The sequence below is a fragment of the Pseudomonas sp. PI1 genome (assembly GCF_000812405.1).
Lineage (GTDB): Bacteria > Pseudomonadota > Gammaproteobacteria > Pseudomonadales > Pseudomonadaceae > Pseudomonas > Pseudomonas citronellolis.
Genome location: NZ_JWMC01000030.1, coordinates 1 through 23,316, shown reverse-complemented (window position 1 = coordinate 23,316; position 23,316 = coordinate 1). Strand labels below are relative to the sequence as shown.

The window sequence follows — 23,316 nt, the reverse complement described above, 5'->3', positions numbered from 1 at the left end:
TGCGCCGCCTCAGGGCAGGGTGTACAGGCGCAGCAGCATGCGTTGCTGTTCCGAGGGCCGGCCGAAGTAGCGGCTGTACAGCGCCTCGCCGCCGGGGCCGCGCAGGGTCTCGCTGATGGCGCGGTCCACCAGCAGGCGGAAGGCGTCGTCGTCGCGGGGCAGGGCTAGGGCGACGCGGGCCACTTCGAACAGATGCTCGGAGACCTGCAGGCGGTCGCCCTGGGCCGAGCGGGCCTGGTAGTTGAGCAGCGACAGGCGCTCGCCGAAGAAGGCGTCCACCTGGCGGCGCAGCACGCGCTCGACGCCTTCCTGGTAGCTGCCGACCTCTTCCAGGCGCGACTGCAGGCCCAGGGCGCGGACCTGCTGCTGCGCCCATTGCAGGTTGGTGCTGCCGCGCAGCACGGCGAAGCTGCGCCGGTTCAGCCCCTGGTTGATGGTTGCCCGCCAGGTCGGGGTGCGTTCGCGCGGGGCGCCGCTGAGCGCGGCCAGCAGGGTGGGGTCGGCGTCGCGGCGGAGGATCACCCCGAGGCCGGCGGTGAACACCGGCAGCGAGAAGCTGACCAGCTCGCGGCGCTGCAGGGTTTCCACCAGCGGGCTGCAGAACAGGTCGACCTGGCCGCCGTGCACGGCTTCCAGGGCCTGCTCCAGGGGCAGCGGGCGGTAGCGCACCTGCAGGTCGCCCAGGCCCGGCTCGCTGCGCAGACGGGCGACCAGCGCCTGGCACAGGTCGATGGCGTAGCCGCTGGCCGTGCGCTCGTCGCCCTCGGAGAAGGGCGCGTTGTCGGCCAGAAAGCCCAGCGTCAGGGTATGGCTGGCCTGGATGCGCGCCAGGGTGCCGGCCTGGGCGGCGGGCACCAGCAACAGCAGCGCGAGCAGGGGAACGAGCAGGCGGTTCATGGCGACTCCGGCGGCGCGGCGAGGCGCTCGTAGGCCTTGACGAAGCGCTTGGCGATGAAGCCGAACAGCAGGTAGCCGACCACCATCACCAGGGCCGCGCCGAACACCGCTTCCAGCCCCGAGGCATAGAGCGCGTAGAAGCAGTAGCAGGCGGCGACCAGCATCACGGCGGTGTTGCGGCGCACCAGCTCCAGGCCGACGCCGGCCTTGTAGAGGATCACCACCAGCCCGGTCAGCGAGGTGATGTAGGGGATGATGTTGGTGACCGCCGCCAGGTTCACCAGCTTGTTGAACTGCGCGGTGGCGTTGGGCGAGATGGTCGACAGGGCGATCAGGCTCTGCAGCACCGCGCAGGTGACCAGCCCGGCCAGGGGCGCGCCGGCGTTGGTGACGCGGGTGAACAGCTGCGGGAACAGGCCCTGGGCGGCGGTGACCTTGGCCGTCTCGGCCAGGGTGAACTGCCAGCCCAGCAGCGAACCGACGCAAGCCATCACCGCCAGGGCCATTACCAGGTTGCCCACGCCGTCGTTGAACAGGCGCGCATAGGCCAGGGCGAAGGGCGCGCTGGAGTTGGCCAGCTCCGGGTTCGGCACCAGGCCCTGGATCACGGTGGTGGACAGCACGTACACCACCGCCGCGCCCAGGGTGCCCAGCAGGCAGGCCAGCGGCACGTTGCGCTTGGGGTTGTCCACCGCGTCGGAGTTCTGCGCCGCCGACTCCATGCCGAGGAAGGCCCAGAGCGTGAGCGGGATGCTGTCGGTGATCGCCTGGCTGACCGGCAGGTCGTTGGGGTTCCAGGCGGCGGCGAAGACCTCGGGGCGGAACCAGAACCAGCCGAAGAAGCCCAGCCCGGCCACCGGGATGATCACCCCCCAGACGGTGACCGAGCCCAGCCGCCCGGTGATCCGCGGGCCGCCGAAGTTGGCCAGGGTGGTCAGCCAGATCAGCCCCAGTGTCCCGAGGAGCAGGGGCACCGAGCCGCTGCCCAGCCAGGGGAAGAAGGGCGTCAGGTAGCCCACCGCGGAAAGGCTGATGGCGACGTTGCTGATCACTAGGGACAGGAAATACAGGTACGAGCAGAGGAAGAACGCCGACTTGCCATGGGCCTCCTCGCTGTAGGCGGACATGCCGCCGGAGCGCGGGCAGTAGATGCCGCACTGGGCGAAGCAGTAGGCGATGGCCATGGAGCCTACGGCGGTGAACACCCACGACAGCAGCGAGACCGCGCCCAGCTGGGCCATGCTGGAGGGCAGCATGATGATCCCCGAGCCCATCATGTTGACCATCACCAGGGTGGTCAGCCCGGTGAGGCCCATCTTCCTGGTCGTGGCCATGCAGGCCTCCTGGGGCGGTGAGCGAAGCGGCGGAATGCTCAAAGAATAGGCACGGCCTGGCGGGGCGGCCATCGAGTGGCGGGGTGTTTTTCAGGAATGGGATTGGGGTGGCATTTGCGGGGGAGCGGAGTACAGGTTGGCAGCGGAGTGGCGGTGCAGTCCGTTGCCCTCACCCCAGCCCTCTCCCGGAGGGAGAGGGGGCCGTTCGTGCCGCCGGGGCGTCCGGCGTGGCCGGTGAATCCAATCGCGGACAAGGTCCGCTCCTACGCCCGTGCTTCCTGGAACCGTAGGAGCAACTGTCTTTTGCCGAGGTGCTCATGCGGTCACGGCGATGGGTATCGCTTCGCTCAACGCCATCCTACGAAAAGCTGTGCTTCCTGTAACCGTAGGAGCGGACCTTGTCCGCGATTTGGATTTCCAGAGAAATAGCCGAGCGCACCGGAGCGCCCCTTCAGCAGGCCGAGCGAAACCGGCGCTCAGGAGGTCATGCGACATGGATGTCGCGAGAGCCCCGATGGGCTACAGAGACGTACCCTCGGGGCGGGCCTCCGTGGCGGGGGAGTTCGTGAGGGTAGCCCGACTGTGTCGGGCCCGTATGTCGGGGCAAGCCTTTTTGGTTCCTTTTGTGGCGACTGACAAAAGGGACTCGCCCGAGGGGGCGAAACAAGACGGTCGGGCAGACTCGGAGCGGCGCGCTACACCAAGCCCCCAAGCCACTGGCTTCCGCGTTCGCGGGAATGACGAGGGAAGGTCAGGAACGCGGGGCCAAGGTTCAGGATGCAAACAAAACATGCCCCAGAAAAAACGCCGTTCCCTTCAACAGGAAACGGCGCTCTTCCAGACTCAGGCACGATTACCAATGCCGATACCCACGATAGTAACCATGGGGCGGCCCGTAATAACGCGGCCCATAGTACGCCGGCCCGTAGTACACCGGCCGGTAATAGCGCACCGGCGGCGCCACCACCACGGCCACCGGAGGCGGCGGCGGAGCGTAGTACACCGGGGCCGGCGGATAGTAGGCCGCCGGCGGCGGGGCAGGTTGCACGTAGACCGGGGCAGGCGGCGCGGAGGCGCCGGCGACGACAGCGCCACCCACGACGGCGCCGACCACCGCGCCGATGGCCGCCGCATCGGTATTGCTGTTGGCCGATGCCTGCCCGGCCAGGGCGAAGGACGCGCACACCACCAGGGCGAGTTGCGGGATCCGGCGAATCATCTGTCTTACCTCCTGAAATTCCCGGCCTGGGGGCCGGATACTTCTAAGACATTCTGTTCCCGCAAAGTGTAACCGGCGCTGTGTAAATCCTGTGTAAAGGGCGCCGTACGGTCGTTCCGGGGCCGATTCGATGCAGCCGGCAACACAAAAACCGGGCCGGCTGCGGCGCGGCTTGTTATGGTTGCGGTTTTCCCTCAAGCCAAGGAGGCTTTATGCCCTTGAATCGAGCCCTGCCGGCCATGCTGTTCGGCGCCATCCTGCTGGCCGGTTGCAGCAGTGCCGACAAGCCCGCCGAATCCCCGGCCGCCGCCGCGCCCGAAACCGGTCGCTGCAATGCCGGGGCGGTGCAGTCGCTGGTCGGCAAGCCGCTGTCCCAGGCGCTGGTGGAGCAGGCCCGGCGCGACTCCGGCGCGCAGAGCGCACGTGCGCTGCACCCCCATGATGCGGTGACCCTGGAATACAACTCGCAGCGCCTGAACATCAATGTCGACGACAGCGAAATAGTGCGCGGGCTCAACTGCGGTTGAGGCGAAAAACGGCGCCCGGCGTGCAATGCCCGGGCGCGGGGTGACGGGAGCCCGGTGTGGGCTCCCGCACTGGTAGAGCCCGGTCAGCGGTTGGCCGGTTTGCGGATGATGCGCAGCGCCTGGGTGGTGTGGTTCACGCAGGACTCGTAGTCGCCGGCGGCGCGGGCCTTCTCGGCCTGGTCGATATGCTCCTGGACCACGTTGACCTTCACGCCCGTGGCGTTCTTGCTGGCCGTGGCGATGAAGTCCTTCAACTGCGTCAGGTTGGCGTCGCAGAGCTTGCTGTCGGCCATGGCCGCCAGCGGCAGGGCAAGGGTGGCGGCGAGGACGAGGGCGATCTTCTTCATGGGGCTGTCTCCTGGATGGGTTCACCATGAACCTGAGGGCGCAGGGCCTTGGCAGGGCGAGCCTGCGGGTCCGTGGATGGCGCTTCACCCGATGCCGATCGGGGCGGTCAGGAATACCTGACGCCTGTTTCGACCTTGCCTTTTGCCGGACGTGTCATTTTTTTCGCGCTACAGCGCATCGCCAGTGCGCTCGGCATAGCGCCGGCGCAATTGGAGTTGTAGTTTCCCGACACCGCAGTGGGCGCCCGAAGACTCACCGCGCCGGCACCCGGTCGCGGCTCTGGATGTTCCAGTGCGCGGCGCTGCCGGCCAGTTGTGCGGAGAGCTGTTCCACCTGCTCGTACAGGCGCAGGGTCAGCCAGTAGAAGCCCTGTACCTCGAAGGAGCCGGCCAGGCTCTGCGGGCGCGGCGGCAGGTGGCCGCTGCCCTGGCATTCCTGGACCAGGCGCGAGGTGCGGCTGAACTTCAGGGCGTGGGCCGATTGCAGCAGCAGGCGGCCGATGGCTTGGCGCATGGGCTCCAGGTCGGCGGGCGGCGGGGCGATGTCGCCGGCCTGGGCGGCGAACTGGCGCGAGGCGAGCAGCGATTCCAGGGTGCCCATGATGGCCCGGTGGGCGCGCTGGATCAGTTCCAGTTCGCGCAGCGGCATGCCGGTTTCCCGCGCCACCGGCGCCAGGTGCGCGCGGGAGGCCACCAGGCGCTGGTCCAGTTCCTCCAGCTGGCTGGCGAAGTGCTCGGCGCGCAGGTCGGCGCTGCTGCTCAGCTGGCCGAACAGGCGGGCGCAGGCGCGCAGGTTGTCCGACAGCAGGTAGCGCCAGACGTAGACCGCGCGCAGCGGGTAGATCTGCGCGAAGACCAGCGCCAGGGCCACGCCGATCAGCACGTTGAGCATGCGCCAGAGGCCCTCGGTCATGCTGTTGTCGCCATGCCCGGCCACGGTGCACATGGTGATGCCCGCCAGCAGCGCCACGTAGCCGGGGCGGCGGATGGCGTAGAAGGCGGCCACGGCGCCGGCCAGCGACATCAGCAGGTAGACCAGCACGCTGGAGCCGCTGAGGTTGTGCACCAGGATGATCGCCAGGCCCACGGCGGCGCCCAGCAGGGTGCCCAGGATGCGGTCGCGGGACTTGCCGCGGATGGTGCCCTGGTGCACCAGCCCGCCCATCACCACCAGCACCGTGACCGAGGCCCAGAGGCCGTGGGGGATGTCGATGCCGGTGGTCAGCAGGATGGAGGCCAGCAGCGCCAGGCCGACGCGCACGCAATGGATCCAGGCGGCGTAGCGGTAGCGCGTATAGGGGTTGGCCAGGCGGCGCCAGGGCAGGGCCAGGGATTGCAGGATGTTCGCCAAGGGGGTTCCTCGCGGAGTGGACCTGCTCAGCTTAGGTGTTGTGGCCGACGAGCGGCAAACCCGGCGGCGCCCCGGCAGGGAAATGCATCTGGTTGAAGGTACTGGCGCTTGGGGCTGCGGCATCGCCGGCATGCGCTACCTGGGCATGTACGCCATGCTCATGCAGCCGGGCATCGACTACGACCCGCTGTTGTTCGGCCTGCCCCTGGTGGTCGCCGGCCGGGCTGGACAGCGGCTGGCTGGCGCTGCTGGTGATCCCCGTGACCCTGGCCATCCTCGCCATCGCGCTGCTCACCTCCGTGCTCGACGCCTGCCTGGAGGTGCGCACAGCTCGCGCAGTTGTTCGCACAGGCTGCGGCCGGCGCTGGGCAGGTCGGCGCGGGCGTAGAGCGCCAGTTCCAGGCCGGTGATTTCCGCGAAGCCCTCGGCGGCGCCGAGCACCCGGTGCGCCGGCGACCGGCAGCGCTGTGGCAGCAGGCTGACGCCCAGGCCCGCGGCCACCGCCGCCGACAGGCTGGCCAGGGCGGCGCTGCCGTAGGCGATGCGCCAGCGCCGGCCCTGGGCCTCCAGGGAGTGGATCATCTCCTGGCGGTACAGCGCGCCGAGCGGGAAGGCCACCAGCGGCAGCGGCTCGCGGGCGGCCGCCGGGTTGGCGGCGCTGTCCAGCCAGCACAGCGGCTCGGGCCAGCGCGCCAGGCAGTCGCTGTCGGCGCCCCATTGCTTGACCAGGGCCAGGTCCAGCTCGCCGTTGCGGTACTGGCGCAGCAACTCGTGGCTGAGGCCGCTGGAAACCTCCAGGCGCAGGCGCGGGCGCTGCGTGGCGAAGGCCGCCAGCAGCGGCATCATGCGCTCGCCGGCGAAGTCCTCGGGCATACCCAGGCGCAGCACGCCCTCGCTGTGTTCCTCGCCGAGGGCGGCGCGGGCCTCCTCGCCTAGCTGGAGGATGCGCCGGGCATAGCCCAGCAGGCGCTCGCCGGCCTCGGTGGGCAGCACCTGGCGGCGCCCGCGTTCCAGCAGGCGGCAGCCGAGCTGTTCCTCCAGGCGCAGGATCTGCTGGCTGACGGTGGACTGGGTAAGGTGCAGCCACTCGCCGGCGCGGGTGAAGTTGCCGGCGTCCACCACCATGACGAAGCTGCGCAGCAGGGTCGGGTCTAGCATTTGGAAATCCACTGGAAGTCATTTTTCCATTTAATTTCACCATGGAAGGTCATGCCGGGATAATCCCTTTCGACGAAAGGGGCGTCGTACGGGCCCCGCTGAAGAGGATTCCCCATGCAACACCTGGCATTCATGCGCGAAGCCCTGGCCCTGGCGCGGGCCAACGTCGAGGCCGGCGGCCGTCCGTTCGGCGCCGTGCTGGTGCGCGACGGCGAGGTGCTCGCCCGCGCCGCCAACGGCATCCACCTGGACCACGACCCCACCGCTCACGCCGAACTGCTGGCCATGCGCGAGGCCGGCCGCGTCCTGGGCAGCCCGCGCCTGGAAGGCTGCGTGATCTACGCCAGCGGCCACCCGTGCCCGATGTGCCTGGCGGCCATGCACCTGAGCGGCGTCAGCGCCGCCTACTACGCCTATTCCAACGCCGACGGCGAGCCCTACGGGCTGTCCACCGCGGCGGTGTACGCGCAGATGGCGCAGCCCGTGGAGTGGCAATCGCTGCCGTTGCAGCCGCTGCGCCCGGAAGACGAGGAGGGGCTCTACGGCTTCTGGCGGGAGCACCAGGGGTGAGCGGCGACAAGGCGCGGGTCGGCTGGATCGGCCTGCTGGTCATAGTCGCGCTGGGCATCAACCTGCGGCCGATCCTCACTTCCATCGGCCCCTTGCTCGCGGAAATCCGCCAGGCCACCGGGCTGGGCTTCCAGGGCGCGTCGCTGCTGACCGTGCTGCCGGTGCTGTGCATGGGCCTGTTCGCCCTGGCGCTGCCCTGGGTGGGCCCGCGCCTGGGCGAGAGCCGCGGCATGCTCGCCGGGCTGCTGGCCATCGCCGTGGCCTGCGCCTGGCGCCTGCTGCTGGACAGCGGCCTGGCGCTGATCGCCAGCGCGGTGCTGGCCGGCACCGGCGTGGCGATCATCCAGGCCCTGGTGCCGGGGGTGGTCAAGCGCTGGTTCCCGCAGCGGGTGCCGGCGGCCATGGGCCTGTACTCGGCCTCGCTGATGGCCGGCGGCGGCACCGCCGCGGTATTGGCGCCGGTGCTGGCCGGTAGCTCCGGGCACTGGCAGCTGGGCCTGGGCGCCTGGGTGGCGCTGGCCGTGCTGGGCTTGGCGCTGTGGGCCCTGGTGCGCCCGCGCGAGGCGGCGGTGCCCAGCGTGGCGCGGCGCGGCGAACACTTCTTCGGCAGCCGCCGGGCCTGGCTGCTGGCGCTGTACTTCGGGCTGATTAACGGCGGCTACACCAGCATGGTGGCCTGGCTGCCGATGTTCTACCGGCAACTGGGCTGGAGCGCCCAGGGCAGCGGACAACTGATCGGCCTGATGACCCTCTTCCAGGTGCTTGGCGCGCTGAGCATGCCGGCCCTGAGCCGCGGCTCGGCGGACCGCCGGCCCTGGCTGTGCCTGTGCCTGCTGATCCAGCTCGGTGGCTTCGCCGGCCTGCTGCTGTCGCCCCTGGGGCTGCCGGCGGCCTGGGTGGCGCTGATCGGCTACGGCCTGGGCGCCTGCTTCGCGCTGAGCCTGACGCTGACCCTCGACCACCTGGCCGAACCCGGCCCGGCGGGCAGCCTGGCGGCCTTCGTGCAGGGCATAGGCTTCATCATCACCGGGATCATTCCCTACGTCACCGGCTGGCTGCGCGACGCCACCGGCAGCTTCCAGGCCTCCTGGACGCTGCTGGCATTGTCGGTGCTGCTGATGCTGGGGGTGACCCTGCGCTTCGCCCCGGCCGGCTATGCCCGGGCGATGCACGGCTGGCGCGGCGCTCAGACCGCCGAGGTGGCGAGGTAGATGCGGTAGGTGATGATCGACAGCATGCTCAGCACGCCGCCCCACATCAGCAGCACGCCCGCGCCCCGCTCGCGGATGGTGAAGCCGATGCCGAGCATGAACATGCCGAAGATGATGACTGCGAGGGTGACGCCGAAGGAGTCCATGGGTGGGCCTTATCCATTGTGTCGTTGGAACAAGTCTAGGCCAGCTGCGGCTCGAAAGGGGTTGATCCGGGGCAAATCCGGCGTCATGGCACCTGGTCTTCTCGTGTAGCCGCGGGCCTTGCCCGCGATTCGCGCGCAGGGCGCGCTCCTACAGATGGGCATACCCCAGGCGCAAGAGTCTTGCCGACCGCGCCGATGCGCTTTTCGTAGGAGCGAGCTTGCTCGCGAATGGAGTTTACCGGTGGCTACGGTGTTGGGTGCAAGAGCGCCCTCTCCCCAGCCCTCGGCTGCGCGCCCCGCCCTGAAGGGAGAGGGGGCTTGTCCGTGCCGAGAATGGATTTGGCGTCAGTCGGCAACTTCGTGCTAGCCGGCTAACGCCGAAACACCAACGCACTCCGAACGGTCCCCTCTCCCTTCAGGGAGAGGGTTAGGGAGAGGGAGCGGAGTCAGCCGAACACGCCGAAGTCACCGGTACCTTCCGTTCGCGAGCAAGCTCGCTCCTACGAAGAGCAGGTCGGCGCACGGTCGTTTCTACAGGCGGAACTGCTGCACCAGGCCGCTGAGGTCCACGGCCAGGCGCGACAGTTCGTGGCTGGCGCTGCTGGTCTGCTGCGAACCGGCGGCGCTCTGGTTGGACAGGTCGCGGATGTTGCCCAGGTTGGTCTCGATGTCGCGGGCCATGGCGGCCTGGTGTTCCACCGATTCGGCGATGCGCCGGTTGCGCTCGTCGATGCTGCGCGCGGCCTCGATGATCTGCGCCAGGGCGCGGTCGGCGGCGCTGGCTTGGCCCTGGGTGTGCTCGGCCTGCTCGGCGCTCTGCTGCAGCGCCTCGACGGTGCGCCCGGTGCCTTGCTGGATGGCGCCGATCAGCTGTTCGATCTCGCGGGTGGAGTCGCCGGTGCGCTTGGCCAGCGCGCGCACCTCGTCGGCCACCACCGAGAAGCCGCGCCCGGCCTCGCCGGCGCGGGCCGCCTCGATGGCGGCGTTGAGCGCCAGCAGGTTGGTCTGCTCGGCGACGCTGCGGATCACGTCCAGCACCTTGCTGATGTTCAGCGTCTGCTCGGCCAGGCCCTGGGCCTGCTGCGCCGCGTGGCGCACGCCTGCGCCCAGCTCGCGCAGCGAACCCAGGGTGGTGGCCAGCTGCCGCTGGCCGTCCAGGGCCTCGTCGTTGGAGCGCCGGGCCACCGCGGCGGTGCTCTGCGCGTGCTCGGCGACGTCGCCCACCGCCGCGCTCATCTGGCTCATGGCGCGGCTGACGTTGTCGATCTCGCCGTGCTGCTGGTGTAGGCCGCGGCTGCCTTCGTCCATCACCATGCTCATCTGCTCGCTGGAGGTGGCCAGCTGTTCGGCGGCCTCGCCGATCTGGCGGATGGTGCCCTGCAGGTTGTCGCGCATGCGCCCCAGGCGCTCCAGCAGCTGCGCCGCCTCGTCGCGGCCGCGGCTGTGCACGCCCTGGCTGAGGTCGCCGCCGGCGATGCGCTCGGCCACCTGCAGCGCCTCGGCCAGCGGCCGCACCAGGCTGCGCGTCAGGCGCCAGGCCAGTAGCAGGGTGACCAGCAGAGCGCCGCCCAGGGCCGCCCAGACGATGCGCAGGGCCTGGGCGTAGGCGCTGGCGGCCGCGCTGGTGGCGCTGTCCGCGGCCTGGCGGTTGAGTTCGCGCAGCAGCTGCACCTGGGTGTCGATGGCTTCGCCCTGCTGGTCGATGTTGGCGATCAGCAGAGTGCGCGCCTCGTCCAGCTTCTGCTGCTCCAGCAGTTGCTGTTCCTCGCGTATGGTCTGGATGAACTGGCCGAAGGCCTGGTGCAGCGCCTCGATGGCGCCGCGCTCGGTGTCGTCGCTGATCAGCGTCTGGTAGGCGCGGAATTCCTGTTCGATGTCCAGGGCCAGCTGCTCGATGATCACCTTGTTGCCGCTGCGCACCATGGGCTCGGGGTTGGCCACCTGCTGCATGGAGCGCACGCGCAGCTGGGCGAGGTTGAGGGCGATGCTGTCGGCCAGGGCGATGCTCGGCAGCTGGTCGCTGTCGATGGCCTCGCCCTGGGCGCGGATGGCCGCCATCTGGTACAGGCAATAGGCGCCGACGCCTCCCAGCAGCGCCGCGCTGAAGAGGAAGCAGAGCAGGGTACGCTGGCCGATGCGCAGGCGCCGCAGGGGCTCCCAGCGGGCGAATCGGCCGAGGAGGGCTTGGAGTGTCTTCATCACGGGCTACCACGGACTGCTGTGATGCTCTGGCGAGCGGGTTTCGGACGCGCAGAGCATATGAAAGCCATGTGACAGTCTTGTGTAATGGCCAGGGGATATCACTGCCTTCGGTCGGGCAGTGCCTTGATTTGCCTGGGGAATTTCGTTGTCAGGCGGGCGTTGGATGGCGCCGGGCCGGGTGCACCAGGTAGGCGGCGAGGCTGTCGTCCAGCTCGCCGTCGCGCAGCCAGCGCAGGGCGATGGGCCAGAGGCTGTCCTGGAAGCGGCTGTGGAAGAAGGCGAAGTGGCCGATGCTGGCGAAGCCCATGGCCCGGGGCGGCAGGCGCAGGTGCAGGCAGCGGCTGTTGCGGTAGTAGTCGAGCAGGCGCTGGATGGCCGGGCCGGTGCCGAATTCGTCGTCGGTCACGCTCAGGGCCAGGGTGTCGCCGCGCAGCCCGGCGAAGCCTTCGGCCAGGCGCCTGCGTTCTTCCGCCGACATGGCCCGCGGGCCGCGCCGGTAGGCGTCCTCGAAGCGTGGGGAGCGGTGCGTCCAGTCGCGCACCACGCCGTGGGGCGTGTCTTCCATCCAGCCCAGGCGCTTGGCCGGGAAGTAGCCGAACAGGCCGCTGAGCACCGGCATTGCCAGGTGCCACTTGAGCAGCATGCGCAGGCGCCGCTGTGGGTGGTAGTCGCGCCAGTGGGCGAACTGCGCGCCCATGCTGAACACGCGCTGGATGAGGTGGTTGGAAGGGGCCAGGCCGACGAGGAAGCCGCCGACGCTGTGCGCCACCACCTGGATGGGTTGCTGCGGGGCGTTGGCGACGGCCCATTGCAGGGCGCCTTCGAAGTCCAGGCGGCCCCAGTCCAGCCAGCTTGCGGAGAAGCCGCGCAGCGAGGCCGGGCGCGAGCCGCCGATGCCGCGGTAGTCGTAGCAGAGCACGTCGAAGCCCTGGCCGTGCAGGTAGTCGGCGAAGCGTGCGTAGTAGTCGCTGCGCACCGAGGTGGCCGGGTTGACGATCACCAGCGGGCGCGGCTGCGCCGCCGCTTCGGCATGGCGCCAGAGGCGGCCCCGGAGCGGGTAGCCGTCGGTGGCGTCGAAGGTCAGTGGCTGGCCCATGGCGTTCTCTTTTCCCGTTGCGCAGCAGGCACTCTAGCGCCGGGCGATGGGGCGCTACCAGTACAGTTGCGGGAAAAAAGACCGCCGCACCCATCCCGGGTGCGACCGGGGTTGGGGCGGCGGAGGCTGCAGATCGGCAGCGGGGCGATTGGCCTCGCTGATCCGGTTGATAGTGTGTGCCGGGGCGGGGTTGGGGGGTAGGTTCAGGTGGGGTGGGAAAAAGCGGTGCAGAGGGTGGCTCGCTCCTACGAGAGGCCGTGCCTGGCTGTGCCGTAGGGGTAACTGTTTATTGGGTTCCCGCGAATGCGGGAACCCAGAAACAACGGAGCGGACTTTGTCCGCGATGGAGTTTGTCGGTGGCTGCGGTGTTGGGTTTAAGAGCGCCCTCTCCCTAACCCTCTCCCTGAAGGGAGAGGGGACCGTTCGGTGTGCGTTGGTGTTTCGGCGTTAGCCGGCTGGCACAGAGATTACTGGCTGAAACCATTCCTTCTCTCGGCACGGTCTAGCTCCCTCTCCCTTCAGGGAGAGGGTTGGGGAGAGGGAGCGGACTAACCCCAGTGCGCCGATCCCCCAGGAAAAAACACCCACCAAGACCCCCCATCAAGCCAACAACCCACTCGCCTTGGCCCTTGCCACCGCCTGGGTGCGTCTTTCCACTTCCAGCTTGATGTTGATGCGCCGGGCGTGGGTTTTCACCGTGTGCAGCGAGATTTCCAGCTGCTCGGCGATCTCCTGGTTGGAGCAGCCCTGGGCGATCAGTTCCAGCACCTCCAGTTCGCGCTGGCTGAGCATTTCCGTCGGCGCCGGGGCGGGGGCCGCGGTGGGCTGGGCCTGGGGCGCCGTGGGCAGTTGCGCCAGCAGTTGCCGCGACCAACTGGCGTCCTTGCGTTGCAGCCTTGCCAGGGGGCGCAGCAGGGACAGCCGGCGGCAGTCCTGCAGGGCTTCGCGCAGGTGTTCCTCGGCGGCGGCCGGGTCCAGGCCGTGCAGGGCCTCGGCCAGGCGCAGCTGGCTTTCGCAGGCCAGGCTGCGCAGGCCCAGGCGCTGGCAGTCGCGTTGCAGGGCCAGCAGTTCCTGGCTGGCGCGGGTGGTTTCGCCCAGCTCGCCATGGGCCTGGGCCAGCAGCAGGCGCACGCGGTACTGCAGGTCGTAGAAGCCGGTGGGCGCCAGCAGCGGGTTGAGGCGCAGCTCGGCGAGCACGCCGAACAGCTCGTCGCGGGCCTTGGCCGGTTCGCCGCTGGCCAGCCACAGGCGGGCGCGGGCCAGGCGCAGTACTTCGCGGTAGCGGATCTCGGGGATGCACAGGCGCTGCATGCGCCGCTCGGCGGCCAACAGCAGCTGGTGGGCGCGTTCCACCTCGCCGCGCTCGCAGGTCAGGCTGATCAGCGCGTGGTAGGCATAGAGCAGGTAGGCGTCCTGGCATTCCTCGGCCTCGCGCAGGCCCTGCTGGAGAGCGGCTTCGGCGGCGACGTCCTCGCCGCGCAGGGTCAGCAGTTCGCCGCGCAGCACGTGCAGGCGGGCGCTCATGGGGCCGCCGTGGGTGCCCTTGCGCAGTTCGGCGAGCATCTGCTCGGCGTAGTCCAGGGCGTGGTGGTGCTCGCCGGAAAGGGCCAGCAGGTGGATGTGCTCGACGCTCAGCAGGGCCTCGAAGCACAGGCTGGCGTGCCGCCGCGACAGGCGCAGGCCGGCCTGGCAGTGCTGCCGCGCGACGATCAGGTCGCCCTCGACCATGGCCTGCTGGGCCAGGGCCTGGTGGCAGAGGATGTGCTGGCCCCAGTAGTGCTCCTCCAGGTGTTCCAGGGCGTCGCTGCAGTTGCGCCGCGCATCGGGCAGGGCGAACTGGCGTTGCAGCACGCCGAGGATGGACTGGTAGTGCGCCAGGCTGAGCCGCTGGCGGTGGGCGTCCGGCCGCGGCAGGAAGCGCGCCAGCGCCTGCAGGCAGTCCATGGCCTCGTCCAGGCGGGCGCAGATGATCAGCGCCCAGGTTTCCAGGAGGATCAGCTTGGGGCTGGATTGCAGCAGGCCGGCGGGGAGTTCGTCGCGCCAGCGCAGCAGTTGCACGGCGCTGTGCTCGACCATCATCTGGTCGCTGTTGGCGTCCTGCAGCAAGGCCACGGCGCGTTCGATGGAGCCGGCGGCCAGGGCCAGCTGGGTGGCCTGGCGCAGGTCGCCGTGCTCGGCGAACCACTGGCTGGCTTCCAGCAGGGCGACGGTGGGCGGCGCGTCGTCCTGTTCCTGGCGCAGCAGCTCGGCGAGCGGCGGCCAGACGGCGAACCAGCCCGAGTTCTCGTCCAGGCGCCGGAGCAGCTGCAACTGGCCCAGTTGGGCGAAGGCCGCCTCGCCGACCGAGCCCAGGTGCCGGCACAGGCCGGCCTTGAAGCGGGGCAGGTGGCTGAGCACGCGCAAGGCGCCGCGCAGCTGCGCCGGCAGCGGGGCGAGCACCTCGCGGCGCAGGTAGTCGTGCAGCAGGCCGCCGCCGGCCTCGGGCCAGCGCATGCGGCCCTGCAGGGCGAGCAGGCCGAGCAGTGCCGGCCAGCCGGCGCTGTGGCTCAGCAGGTCGACGCTGTCGCCGTCGCTCGCCTCGGCCTGCTGCTTGCGCAGCAGGTGCTCCAGTTCGTCGTGGTCCAGGGCCAGGTCGCTGGCATCCAGCTCCAGCAGCTCGCCCTGCAGCAGCAGGCGCGGCAGGTTCCAGTCCGGACGGCGGCGCGAGCCGATCCACCAGCGGATGTCGCTGGCGCTGGTCTCCAGCAGGCGGGCCACGCAGGCGTCCAGCTGCGCATCGCCCTGCCGCGGGTAGTCGTCGAGCACGATCCACAGCGGCTGCGCGCTGCCCTCCAGCAGGCGCTGCAGGTCTTCCTGCCAGTTCCGCGCGCTGGGGTCCAGGTCCAGCACTATGGCCAGGCGGCTGAGGAAGTCGCCCTCCTGCAGCGGCCGGCCGCGCAGGTCCAGCCAGGCGACGCGGCCGCGCGGGCCGGCCTGGCGCGCGCATTCGTTGAGCAGCACGCTCTTGCCGAAGCCGGCGGGGGCGTGCAGCAGGTTCACCCGCTGGCGTCCGCCGAGCAGGCGTTGCAGCAGGCGCGGCCGCGCCACGTGGCGGGCCGGCAGCAGCGGCAGCGCGCCACTGAGGGGGCGTGGGGCGGGACGGCTGGCGATGGCGTGGAGGTTGGGGTGCGAATTCATCTGCGGAACTCCTGGCCCCGGGCTGCCGGGGCGCTGATGCGGATGTGCTGCCGGCTCAGCCGCGCAGCGGCGGCAGGCGCGAGGCCCAGGGACGGGCGCGTTCGAGCTCGGCGGCGAGACGGAACAGGGTGCCCTCGTCGCCCAGGCGCGCGGCGAACTGCACGCCGATGGGCGTGCCGCCGGCGGTCCAGTGCAGCGGCACGCTCATGGCCGGCTGGCCGGTGGCGTTGTACACGGAGGTGAAGGCGGCGAAGGGGCCCGAGCGGGCGAAGAAGGCCTCGATGGACTCGCCCTCGCGGAAGGCCAGCTCGCCGATGGCGCTCGGCGGGCAGGCCATGGTCGGGCTGAGGATCAGGTCGTAGCGCTCGTGGAAGGCGGCGATCTCCCGCGCCATGCGTTGCAGGGTGCGCTGGGCCAGCACGTAGTCGGTGGCGCTGACCTGGCCGGCCAGGCCGACCACCGCGCGGGTCAGCGGCTCGATGTCGTGCTCGCCGGCCTGGCGGCCCACCTGTTGCTCCAGGCTGCGCAGGTGCAGCGCCGCGGACACCACGAAGAGCCGGGCGAAGGCCTGGCCGACGGCGGGCATGTCGCTCACCGTCGGCGCCTCGTCGGTGACCTCGTGGCCCAGGCCACGGCAGAGCAGGGCGGCCGACTCCAGGGCGGCGAGGCAGTCGGGGTGCACCGCGGCGCCGGTGAGCGGGGTGCGCAGCAGGCCGATGCGCAGGCGGCGGTGCGGCGCATCGACTTCCTGCAGGTAGGGGCGGGCCTTGGACGGGGCCACGTAGGGCGCGCCGTAGTCCGGCGCCGAGGTGGCGTCGAGCAGGGCGGCGCTGTCGCGTACCGAGATCGAGCAGCAGTGCTCGGCGGGCAGGCCGCCGGTGCCTTCGCCTATCTTGGGGCCGACCGGGTTGCGCCCGCGGCTGGGCTTGAGGCCGAACACCCCGCAGGCCGAGGCGGGAATGCGGATGGAGCCGCCGATGTCGCTGGCGTGGGCCATGGGCACCAGGCGCGCGGCCACCGCCGCGGCGGCCCCGCCGCTGGAGCCGCCGGCGGAGAGGCCGAGGTTCCAGGGGTTGAGGCAGGGGCCGAAGGCCGCCGGCTCGGTGGTGGGGGTGATGCCGAATTCCGGGGTGTTGCTGCGCCCGACGGTGATCAGCCCGGCGCCGCGGTAGCGGCGCACCAGCTCGGTGTCGTGGTCGGCGCGGTTGCCCAGGCCCAGGCGGCTGCCGTAGGACAGCGGCTGGCCGCTCTCGGCGCCGCCGGCCAGGTCCTTGAGCAGGAAGGGCACGCCGCGGAAGGGGCCGCCGGGCAGCGGGCCGCGGGCGCGCTCGCGGGCCAGTTCGAACTGGCGCCAGATCACCGAGTTGAGCGCCGGGTCGTGCGCTTCGATGCGGGCGATGGCGGCGTCCACCAGTTCCAGCGGGGTGACTTCGCCGCGGTAGACCAGTTGGGCCTGGGCGGTGGCGTCGAGCAGGTGCAGCGAATCGTTCATGCGGGGGCTCCTGTGCGGGCGGCGGCGAGGAATGGGTCACGGGCATGCCTGTAGCGTAGGGCGAAGCAGGCGGGTGCGTGGATCGGCGATGACATGTCTGTTCCTCGGGGCCGGTTCAGGCCGGCTGCTGCGGCGCCGCCAGGGCCTTGCGCATGCCCAAGGCCATGGCCAGGGCAGCGATCACGAACAGCGCGCAGAGCAGGTAGATGGCATCGTCCAGGCTGCCGGTGCGGGTCTTGATGGCGCCGACCACGGCCGGGCTGATGCCGGCGACGCTGGCCAGGGTGTTGACCAGGGCGATGCCGACGGCGGCGCGTTCGCGCGCCAGGTAGCGGGTGACCATGGCCCAGAACACCGGGGTGGCCGCCACCAGGGCCGAGCCGCCGGTGCTGATGGCGACCAGCGTCCAGGCCAGGCTGCCGTTGCCGATGGCCCAGGCCAGCAGCAGGAAGCCGGCGGCGGCGACGACGAAGGCCCAGGCCCAGTGCAGGCGCTGTTCGTCGCGGCGGTCGGAGCGGCGGCCGTACCAGAACATGGCGAACAGGGCGAAGACGTTGGGGATGACCGCGTAGAGGCCGACCAGCTGCAGGTCGGCCACGCCCAGTTCGCGGATGATGGTCGGCGTCCAGAAGGCCAGGAAGTAGCCGGCGCAGCCGGAGACGAAGGCGCCGAAGGCCAGCAGGTAGACCCGTGGGTCGCGCAGCGCCGCGGCCAGCGCGCCCTTGCCGTGGCCGCCGCCGTCGACGTCGGCGCCGGTGGTGCCCTGCACGCCCTGGCGCACCAGTTCGCGCTCGTCCGGGGTCAGCCACTTGGCGTCCTGCGGGCCGTTGGGCAGCAGCCACAGCACCAGCAGGCCGAGCAGCACCGTGGGCATGCCCTCGATGAAGAACATCCACTGCCAGCCTTCCCAGCCGTGGGCGCCGTGCAGGTTCTTCAGGATCCAGCCCGACACCGGGCTGGTGATGAAGGCCGCGGCCACCTGGGCCATGCAGAAGAACGCCAGCACCCGGGCGCGGCGCTGCGGCGGGTACCAGAAGGTGAGGTAGAGGACGATGCCGGGGAAGAAGCCGGCCTCGAACACCCCGAGCAGGAAGCGCACCACGTAGAACTGGGTGGGCGTGGTGACCAGCAGGGTGGCGCTGGAGGCCAGGCCCCAGAGCAGCATGATGCGCATGATGGTCAGGCGCGCGCCGATGCGCTGCAGGAGGATGTTGCTGGGCACTTCGAAGAGCACGTAGCCGACGAAGAACATGGCTGCGCCGAGGCCGTAGACGGCGTCGCTGAAGCCCAGCGAGGTCTTCATCTGCAACTGGGCGAAACCGATGTTGGCGCGGTCGATGAAGTTCAGCAGGTAGCAGATGAACAGGAAGGGAATGAGGCGGCGGGTGATCTTGCCGTAGACGGCTTCGGCGTCGCCCTGGGGCGCCAGGGCGGCCTGTGCCGCGGCGGGGGCGCTGATGACTGTGGACATGCGAGGCTCCGGGGTGGGGTCTACCGCGGGTTACCGGTCGCCGCCACGGGGCCCTCGTGGGGCCGCCGCGCGGCGGACCGGCGCCGGGATCACTGGACCTGTGTGGCTTCGGCCGCTGCCGGCTGCGGCGCGGGGCTGGGCTGTTGCGCCGCGGTGCCGTTCGCCTTGCGCCGCGGCGGGGCCGCCGGCCGGGCCTTGGGCAGCGCCTTGGCGGGGTTCCCGGCCTTGGCTGCCGGTTTGTCCGCGGCTTCGCCCTGCTTGCTGGCGACGGCCTTGGCGGCGGCGCTGTGCTTCTGGCTGGCCGGCTTGTCGCCGCCCTTGTCCTGCGCTGCCGCGGCGGCCTTTTTGCGTGCCAGTTCGAGCAGGCGGCGGTGTTCGGCCAGCAGGTGGTCGCCCAGGTCGTTGAGGTCCGGCAGGGCGCGGCGGCAGGCGATCAGGCCGTAGTCCAGGCGGTCGTGGTAGCTGGTCACGGTGACGTTCAGCGCCATGCCGTGGGAGGGGATGGACACCGGGTAGTAGCACAGCACCTTGGCGCCGGCGAAGTACAGCTGGGCGGGGATGCCGGTGACATTGGAGATCACCAGGTTGGCCGGCGGCGGCATCCAGTTGGCCAGGCGCGAGCGGCCGTACATGGCGGCCATGCCGGAGAGCAGCCAGGGCGCGGCGAAGATCGGGAAGTCCATGGGGATGGCCGAGCGGAACTTGTTCATCGCCGCCTTGCGCTGCGTCGAGGAGGCGTTGATGCGCTGCAGGCGCTGCAGCGGGTCGGCCTCGTCGGTGGCCAGGTCGACCACCAGCATGCTCACCTGGTTGTTGGCGGTGTCGTCGCCGGGGGCGCGCAGGCTCACCGGCGCGGCGGCGGTCAGGGGCTTCTCCGGCAGCTCGCCGCTGGCCTTGAGGTAGCGGCGCAGGGCGCCGGAGACGGTGGCCATGACCACGTCGTTGAAGCTCACGTCCAGTTGGCGCGCCATGTCCTTGATCTCGGCCAGGGGCACGGTGCGCCCGGCGAAGCTGCGCTGGTTGGTGATGGCCACGTTCAGCGGGGTGCGCGGGGCCAGCAGCTTGCGCGGGTCGAGGCTGCGCCAGTTGCGCAGGTTGCCGTCACCGATTACCGGCAGCATGCTGCGCCCGGCGCGCAGCATGTCCGGCAGCATCTTCGCCAGCTTGACGTACTGGCGGCCGGCATTGCCGATGGCCGCCCCGGCCAGTTCGGCGACGCCGAGCTGGTACTGGTTGCGCCGCAGCCTGGGCTGCGCCGGCGGGATGACGCGGCCGCTGGGCACGTCGTCGAACAGCGAGCGGACCAGCTCGATGCCGGCCTGGCCGTCGACGTTGGCGTGGTGCACCTTGGCGTACAGCGCCACTTCGCCGCTGCGCAGGCCATCGATGATGGTGACTTCCCACAGCGGCCGGCTGCGGTCGAGCAGGCTGGCGTGGCTGCGCGCCACGGCCTGCTGCAGCTGGCGGTTGCTGCCCGGCTTGGACAGGGTGATGTGGCGTATGTGGTGCTCCAGGTCCAGCTGTTCGTCTTCCACCCACACCGGGTCGGACAGGTCGAAGGGCATGAACGCCAGCTTGCGGGTGAAGACCGTGGCCAGGTGCAGGCGCCCGGTCAGGTACTGCTTGACCTCCTCGAAGAAGTCGCCGTCATAGCCCTCGGGGAGTTGCAGCACATGCAGCGAACCGACGTGTGTGGGCATCTCGGCCGATTCCATGTGTAGGAACAAGGCGTCCATCCCGCTCAAATGTTTCATTGCATCACCAACCTTCGTTCTTGTCGTTGCAGGGAAAGTACTCGCAAGGCCCATTGCCGCCGGGCCGGTGTTCCCCTCAGCGCCGGGGGGCGTGGAAGGGATAGAGCGCGCGCTTCAGGCCACGCGGCCGGAACTTCCGCCACTGGTCCTGCGCTTGCGCCAGGCGGTCGCCGATGGCGTACCAGACCAGTGGGTGTACGCCCAGGCCGATATGGCTGGCGCAGTTGACTTCGATGTTGTCGGTCAGGCGCCCCCGGCGCTCGACGCTGCCGCCCCAGCCGACGATGCCGTCGGCGCGGCTGTAGATGGAAGTGGTGGGCACCGGCGGCGCCTCTTCGCCACGCTCCTCGCTCTCGCGATTGAAGCTGCGCACCAGGCGGTACAGCTCCCAGGCGTTGGTGCTGGTCTGCGGCGGGCCGTACAGCGGGCTGCCGAGGGTGATCACCTGGCGCACGCTGCCGGGCATGGCGCGGGCCAGTTCGCGGGCGAAGATGCCGCCCAGGCTCCAGCCGATCAGGCTGACCTTGCGCCCGGACGTCTCGTGCAGCTCCTGCAGCTGCGCCAGCAGGCGCTCGACCACGCCACGGCTGGGGCCGCGGTTGAGGCCCTGGCCCCAACCGTGGGTGTCGTAGCCGCGGTTGTCGAGGAAGCGCCGCAGGGGCAGGGTGGTGCAGTCGTTGGCCATCAGCCCGGGCAGCACCAGCACGCTGTGGCCATCGCCGCGCGGCACGTTGAGCAGCAGCCAGGGCATGGCCGCCGGGATCGAGGCCCATTCCAGCAGGGCGCGCGACTCCAGCGCCCAGAGCATGGGCGAGGGACGGCGCTCCACCGGGTACCGGCGGAAGGGGGCGGTGAGGGACTCGTAGAAAGCGGCGGGCATGATGGCGGTTTCCTTGTACGGGGGTACTACGGGTTCAGTTACCGGCGCTCGCTTGAGCGGCGGCGATTTCGTCCTTGAGCAGCTTCTTGGACAGTTTGCCCACGGCGGTCTTGGGCAGGTCGGCGCGGATTTCCAGGGCCTGCACCATCTCGTGCTTGCCCAGGCGGTCCTTGAGGAAGTCCTTGAGCGCGTCGAGGTCGAAGGCCGGGTGGCCGGGGCGCAACTTGACGTAGGCCTTGGGCGACTGGCCGCGGTAGGCGTCGGGGATGCCCAGGACCATGACTTCCTCCACCGCCGGGTGGGCGTAGATGGCTTCCTCGATCACCCGCGGGTAGACGTTGAAGCCGCCGCACAGGAGCATGTCCTTGGTGCGGTCGACGATGTAGATGTAGCCGTCCGCGTCCATGTAGCCGACGTCGCCGGTGCGGAAGTAGCCGTCGTGGGTGAAGGACTCGGCGCTGGCCTGGGGGTTGTTCCAGTAGCCGCGCATGATGTTCGGCCCGCGGATGGCCAGTTCGCCGTTCTGCCCCGGCGGCACCTTGCGCCCGGGGTCCTCCAGGTCGAGGAAGCAGATGTCCACGCCGATGTGCGGCACGCCGCAGGAGCCGGCCTGGGGCCGCTCGGCGGGGGTGAAGGTGCCGCCGGTGCAGGTCTCGGTCATGCCCCAGCCCTCGGTGATCTGGCAACCGGTCAGGGCCTTGAACTGCTGCATCAGCTCCACCGGCAGCGGGGCGCCGCCGGAGGCGCAGATCTTCAGGCAGCGCAGGTCGTACTCGCTCACCTGCGGGTGGCTGAGCAGGGCGGTGAACATGGTCGGCACGCCGGGGAAGCAGCTCACCCGGTTGTCGTGGATGTCGCGCAATACGGCGCCGGCGTCGAAGCGCGTGTGCAGGCGCATTTCGGCGCCCGCGGCCACCGGGAACAGCAGGCAGCCGACCATGGCGTAGACGTGGAACAGCGGCAGCACCACCAGGATGCTCTCGCGGCCTTCGTGCAGGCGCTGGTCGTTGTCGACGTTGATCATCATCACCTGGGCCGCGGCGGCGCCGAGGTTGGCGTGGGTCAGCATGGCGCCCTTGGGCAGGCCGGTGGTGCCGCCGGTGTACTGCAGCACGGCCAGGGCCTCGTCCAGCGGCGGCAGGGCGTGGGGCTGCCAGTCGCCTTCGTTGTCCAGCAGCTGTTCGAAGGGCAGGCATTGCTCGCTGTAGTGCACCTGGGCGAGCTGGCCCTCCTGCTGCAGGCGGGCGCGGATCTCCCGCGGCTGCGCGCCGAACTCGCCCAGCGAGCCGACCACCAGGGTGTGCAGGCGGGTGCTGTCGAGCAGGCGGGCCATCAGCGGGTAGAGGCTGTTGAGGTCGAGGGTGACGAGGATGTCGGTGCGGCTGTCCTCGATCTTGTGCGCGAGCACCTCGCCGGCATCCAGCGGCGAGTAGTTCACCACGGTGCCGCCGGCGCGTAGGATGGCGAAGAAGGTGATGACGTATTGCGGCACGTTGGGCAGGTACAGGCCGACGTGGACGCCGGGGCCGACGCCCAGGTCCTGCAGGCCCTTGGCGGCGCGGTCGATCAGCGAGGAGAGTTCGCGGTAGTCGATGTTGCGGCCCATGAAGTCGATGGCCGGGCGGTCGGCCCAGCGGCGCACCGAGTCATCGAGCATGTCCAGCACGCTGAGGCCGGAGAGGTCGGTGTTCCAGCGCACGCCGGCAGGGTATGAGCGAGTCCAGGGGGTTTGCACTTGCTGGTGTCTCCTTATTGTTTGCAAGCATGGTGAGGCTGCGGCGCTTGTATGAACTGTCCGGAATTTGCGGCTTGGAGAAAGTGCCGATGGTGGGGGCTGGCGTTCGTGCCAAAGGCTGATGAGCGAGGGCTGGAGAGGCTCTGGGGCGGGGGTTCTGGCGTGATCAGCGGCGTGGAGGGTGGGGGATTCATGGGGGTTATGGGGTGGTTGGCGTGGGGAGATAAGCAGTTGTGGTTTGAGGCTGTTGTGTCCGCCGTTCGCGTTGTGCTCCTGCAGGTTGGCGGGGGGCCTGTAGGAGCGAGCTTGCTCGCGAATGGGGTTTGCCGGGGGCGTAGGCGCTGGGGTTAAGAGCGCCCTCTCCCCAACCCTCTCCCGCAAGCGGGAGAGGGGGCTGTTCGGAGTGGACGGGGAATCAAGAGTCATCCTGAAACTCCTCACGACCCCTGTCATTCCCGCGAACGCGGGACGCGGCTTCATCGCGAACAGCGCTTGCGCTGGCCCGAAGGGGGAATAAGCCAGTGGCTGCTAGGTTCGCGAGCAAGCTCGCTCCTACGAAAAGCAAAAGCGCGTCCGCTCTGGCTTTTGCTCTTGAGACTTCCAGAGAAACCTCCGCGCACTCCGAAACGCCCCTTCAGCAGGCCGAGCGAAACCCGCGCTCAGGAGGTCATGCGACATGGATGTCGCGAGAGCCCCGATGGGCTACAGGGACGTACCCTCGGGGCGGGCCTCCGTGGCGGGGGAATTCG

Annotated in this window: 18 protein-coding genes and 1 pseudogene; 4 read left to right on the top strand and 15 right to left on the bottom strand. The window is 70.0% G+C overall.

Annotation, left to right across the window (positions count from 1 at the left end; translation table 11 throughout):
* Positions 1 to 9: 9 nt before the first annotated feature.
* From RN02_RS10985 to RN02_RS10975, 3 genes are all read right to left on the bottom strand, one after another.
* A complete protein-coding gene (locus RN02_RS10985) occupies positions 10 to 897 on the bottom strand; it encodes an amino acid ABC transporter substrate-binding protein (RefSeq protein ID WP_043314515.1) in 888 nt (295 codons plus the stop codon).
* Positions 894 to 2,231 (bottom strand): putrescine-ornithine antiporter, encoded by a 1,338-nt coding sequence (gene potE / locus RN02_RS10980; protein ID WP_009622339.1) that lies wholly within the window; start codon positions 2,229 to 2,231, stop codon positions 894 to 896. Before potE ends, RN02_RS10985 begins: the two co-directional genes overlap by 4 nt.
* An 853-nt stretch (positions 2,232 to 3,084) precedes the next feature.
* Positions 3,085 to 3,450 carry a hypothetical protein gene (locus tag RN02_RS10975; RefSeq protein ID WP_043314514.1) on the bottom strand — a complete coding sequence of 122 codons (366 nt, stop codon included), beginning with the start codon at positions 3,448 to 3,450 and terminating at the stop codon, positions 3,085 to 3,087.
* A gap of 212 nt (positions 3,451 to 3,662) precedes the next feature.
* Between RN02_RS10975 and RN02_RS10970 the strand changes: the two genes are divergently transcribed.
* Positions 3,663 to 3,977, top strand: coding sequence for an I78 family peptidase inhibitor (locus RN02_RS10970; RefSeq protein ID WP_009622335.1), 315 nt, complete (start codon positions 3,663 to 3,665; stop codon positions 3,975 to 3,977).
* Positions 3,978 to 4,060: 83 nt separating this feature from the next.
* Here the strand turns inward: RN02_RS10970 and RN02_RS10965 are convergent, their stop codons facing one another.
* Both RN02_RS10965 and RN02_RS10960 read right to left on the bottom strand, forming a co-directional pair.
* Entirely contained in the window at positions 4,061 to 4,324 is a 264-nt protein-coding gene (locus RN02_RS10965; protein WP_009622333.1) for a hypothetical protein, read from the bottom strand.
* 253 nt (positions 4,325 to 4,577) lie between these two features.
* The gene (locus tag RN02_RS10960) at positions 4,578 to 5,675 is read right to left on the bottom strand and encodes an FUSC family protein (RefSeq protein ID WP_009622331.1); all 1,098 of its coding nucleotides are present in this window, start codon (positions 5,673 to 5,675) and stop codon (positions 4,578 to 4,580) included.
* An 88-nt stretch (positions 5,676 to 5,763) separates the two neighbouring features.
* On the opposite strand from RN02_RS10960, the pseudogene RN02_RS34265 reads away from it, so the two are divergent.
* Positions 5,764 to 6,007: pseudogene (locus RN02_RS34265) on the top strand (MHYT domain-containing protein); the annotation flags it as partial.
* Here the strand turns inward: RN02_RS34265 and RN02_RS10955 are convergent.
* Positions 5,967 to 6,833: a LysR substrate-binding domain-containing protein gene (locus tag RN02_RS10955; RefSeq protein WP_043314513.1), complete on the bottom strand. Its 867-nt coding sequence runs from the start codon at positions 6,831 to 6,833 to the stop codon at positions 5,967 to 5,969. The pseudogene RN02_RS34265 and the gene RN02_RS10955 overlap by 41 nt on opposite strands.
* 114 nt (positions 6,834 to 6,947) lie before the next feature.
* Here RN02_RS10955 and RN02_RS10950 point away from each other — a divergent pair, with 114 nt between their 5' ends.
* Together RN02_RS10950 and RN02_RS10945 are read left to right on the top strand one after the other, a co-directional pair.
* Positions 6,948 to 7,403, top strand: coding sequence for a nucleoside deaminase (locus RN02_RS10950; RefSeq protein WP_043314512.1), 456 nt, complete (start codon positions 6,948 to 6,950; stop codon positions 7,401 to 7,403).
* Positions 7,382 to 8,614, top strand: coding sequence for a CynX/NimT family MFS transporter (locus tag RN02_RS10945; protein WP_052267704.1), 1,233 nt, complete (start codon positions 7,382 to 7,384; stop codon positions 8,612 to 8,614). Before RN02_RS10950 ends, RN02_RS10945 begins: the two co-directional genes overlap by 22 nt.
* On the opposite strand, the gene RN02_RS33900 is transcribed toward RN02_RS10945, so the two are convergent.
* The 9 genes from RN02_RS33900 to RN02_RS10905 form a co-directional block, all read right to left on the bottom strand.
* The gene (locus tag RN02_RS33900; RefSeq protein WP_177331052.1) at positions 8,590 to 8,760 is read right to left on the bottom strand and encodes a hypothetical protein; all 171 of its coding nucleotides are present in this window, start codon (positions 8,758 to 8,760) and stop codon (positions 8,590 to 8,592) included. The two genes, RN02_RS10945 and RN02_RS33900, sit on opposite strands and share 25 nt — an antisense overlap.
* A 531-nt stretch (positions 8,761 to 9,291) precedes the next feature.
* Positions 9,292 to 10,959 (bottom strand): methyl-accepting chemotaxis protein, encoded by a 1,668-nt coding sequence (locus RN02_RS10940; RefSeq protein WP_082033767.1) that lies wholly within the window; start codon positions 10,957 to 10,959, stop codon positions 9,292 to 9,294.
* Positions 10,960 to 11,110: 151 nt separating this feature from the next.
* A complete protein-coding gene (locus tag RN02_RS10935) occupies positions 11,111 to 12,058 on the bottom strand; it encodes an alpha/beta hydrolase family protein (protein WP_082033766.1) in 948 nt (315 codons plus the stop codon).
* A gap of 600 nt (positions 12,059 to 12,658) precedes the next feature.
* On the bottom strand, positions 12,659 to 15,235 hold the full coding sequence (locus RN02_RS34580; protein ID WP_043314510.1) for a LuxR C-terminal-related transcriptional regulator: 2,577 nt from the start codon (positions 15,233 to 15,235) through the stop codon (positions 12,659 to 12,661).
* 55 nt (positions 15,236 to 15,290) lie between these two features.
* Entirely contained in the window at positions 15,291 to 16,727 is a 1,437-nt protein-coding gene (locus tag RN02_RS10925; protein ID WP_043314509.1) for an amidase, read from the bottom strand.
* A 115-nt stretch (positions 16,728 to 16,842) separates the two neighbouring features.
* Positions 16,843 to 18,198, bottom strand: a complete 1,356-nt coding sequence (locus tag RN02_RS10920) for an MFS transporter (protein ID WP_043314508.1) — start codon at positions 18,196 to 18,198, stop codon at positions 16,843 to 16,845.
* A gap of 89 nt (positions 18,199 to 18,287) precedes the next feature.
* Positions 18,288 to 19,898 (bottom strand): WS/DGAT/MGAT family O-acyltransferase, encoded by a 1,611-nt coding sequence (locus RN02_RS10915; protein ID WP_236695177.1) that lies wholly within the window; start codon positions 19,896 to 19,898, stop codon positions 18,288 to 18,290.
* Positions 19,899 to 20,028: 130 nt separating this feature from the next.
* Complete coding sequence (locus RN02_RS10910; protein WP_052267699.1) at positions 20,029 to 20,832, bottom strand: lipase family alpha/beta hydrolase; 804 nt, start codon at positions 20,830 to 20,832, stop codon at positions 20,029 to 20,031.
* Between the two features lie 34 nt (positions 20,833 to 20,866).
* Entirely contained in the window at positions 20,867 to 22,567 is a 1,701-nt protein-coding gene (locus tag RN02_RS10905) for a long-chain-fatty-acid--CoA ligase (RefSeq protein ID WP_082033765.1), read from the bottom strand.
* Positions 22,568 to 23,316 lie beyond the last annotated feature (749 nt).

Bases quoted from the DNA above. Each gene is read 5' to 3' on its own strand.
- RN02_RS10965 (WP_009622333.1), bottom strand. From the start codon at position 4,324: ATGAAGAAGATCGCCCTCGTCCTCGCCGCCACCCTTGCCCTGCCGCTG.
- RN02_RS10940 (WP_082033767.1), bottom strand. From the start codon at position 10,959: ATGAAGACACTCCAAGCCCTCCTCGGCCGATTCGCCCGCTGGGAGCCC.
- RN02_RS10910 (WP_052267699.1), bottom strand. From the start codon at position 20,832: ATGCCCGCCGCTTTCTACGAGTCCCTCACCGCCCCCTTCCGCCGGTAC.
- RN02_RS34580 (WP_043314510.1), bottom strand. From the start codon at position 15,235: ATGAATTCGCACCCCAACCTCCACGCCATCGCCAGCCGTCCCGCCCCA.
- RN02_RS10950 (WP_043314512.1), top strand. From the start codon at position 6,948: ATGCAACACCTGGCATTCATGCGCGAAGCCCTGGCCCTGGCGCGGGCC.
- RN02_RS10985 (WP_043314515.1), bottom strand. From the start codon at position 897: ATGAACCGCCTGCTCGTTCCCCTGCTCGCGCTGCTGTTGCTGGTGCCC.
- RN02_RS10975 (WP_043314514.1), bottom strand. From the start codon at position 3,450: ATGATTCGCCGGATCCCGCAACTCGCCCTGGTGGTGTGCGCGTCCTTC.
- potE (WP_009622339.1), bottom strand. From the start codon at position 2,231: ATGGCCACGACCAGGAAGATGGGCCTCACCGGGCTGACCACCCTGGTG.
- RN02_RS33900 (WP_177331052.1), bottom strand. From the start codon at position 8,760: ATGGACTCCTTCGGCGTCACCCTCGCAGTCATCATCTTCGGCATGTTC.
- RN02_RS10915 (WP_236695177.1), bottom strand. From the start codon at position 19,898: ATGCCCACACACGTCGGTTCGCTGCATGTGCTGCAACTCCCCGAGGGC.
- RN02_RS10955 (WP_043314513.1), bottom strand. From the start codon at position 6,833: ATGCTAGACCCGACCCTGCTGCGCAGCTTCGTCATGGTGGTGGACGCC.
- RN02_RS10925 (WP_043314509.1), bottom strand. From the start codon at position 16,727: ATGAACGATTCGCTGCACCTGCTCGACGCCACCGCCCAGGCCCAACTG.
- RN02_RS10935 (WP_082033766.1), bottom strand. From the start codon at position 12,058: ATGGGCCAGCCACTGACCTTCGACGCCACCGACGGCTACCCGCTCCGG.
- RN02_RS10970 (WP_009622335.1), top strand. From the start codon at position 3,663: ATGCCCTTGAATCGAGCCCTGCCGGCCATGCTGTTCGGCGCCATCCTG.
- RN02_RS10920 (WP_043314508.1), bottom strand. From the start codon at position 18,198: ATGTCCACAGTCATCAGCGCCCCCGCCGCGGCACAGGCCGCCCTGGCG.